Origin of the sequence: Mesorhizobium sp. M7A.F.Ca.MR.362.00.0.0 (assembly GCF_004023175.1) — a bacterium.
Lineage (GTDB): Bacteria > Pseudomonadota > Alphaproteobacteria > Rhizobiales > Rhizobiaceae > Mesorhizobium.
This window is the reverse complement of the sequence record NZ_RZTF01000496.1, coordinates 3,643-4,099: the sequence shown is the minus strand read 5'-3', so window position 1 is coordinate 4,099 and position 457 is coordinate 3,643. Positions and strand designations below refer to the sequence as shown.

Annotated in this window: 1 protein-coding gene; it reads right to left on the bottom strand. The window is 61.7% G+C overall.

Annotated elements, in window-relative coordinates; translation table 11 throughout:
• Window positions 1-66: 66 nt before the first annotated feature.
• On the bottom strand, window positions 67-457 hold a 391-nt coding region (locus tag EOC06_RS33840; RefSeq protein ID WP_245470310.1), incomplete at its 5' end, for a TerB family tellurite resistance protein.

Sequence of the window (457 nt, the reverse complement as noted above, 5' to 3'; positions counted from 1 at the left end):
GACTTGCACCGGGCAATCGCGAAGCGGCTGCGAGAGCAAGGCTGATCAGGAGAGAAGGCGGCCCAATCACTCCTGCGGCTTCACCACATCGACCGGGCTGATGTCGAGCAGGTCGAGCGTGCGGCGCAGAAGGCGCATCTCGCTCTCGGCAAGTTGCGAATCCGCCTTGGCGATCTCCGCCATATGTTTGGCCAATTGCCGGCGCCGCTCGACATCGAGGTCGCGGAACAGTGCAATCGCCTGCGAGCCGTTGGTCTCGTAGCCGAACTCGTTGAGATATTCGATGACGCTGTCGATACTGCTTTCCGCAATGCCGAAGGCGTCCTTGCAGATGCGCCGGAAGACAACCATCTCGCTCTCGCTGACAGACCCGTCGGCCAAGATCATGCGAAACAACATCAGTAGTTCCGCCGACAGGACCGGATCGTCCGCCACCTTGCGCACACCCGGGTCGCCG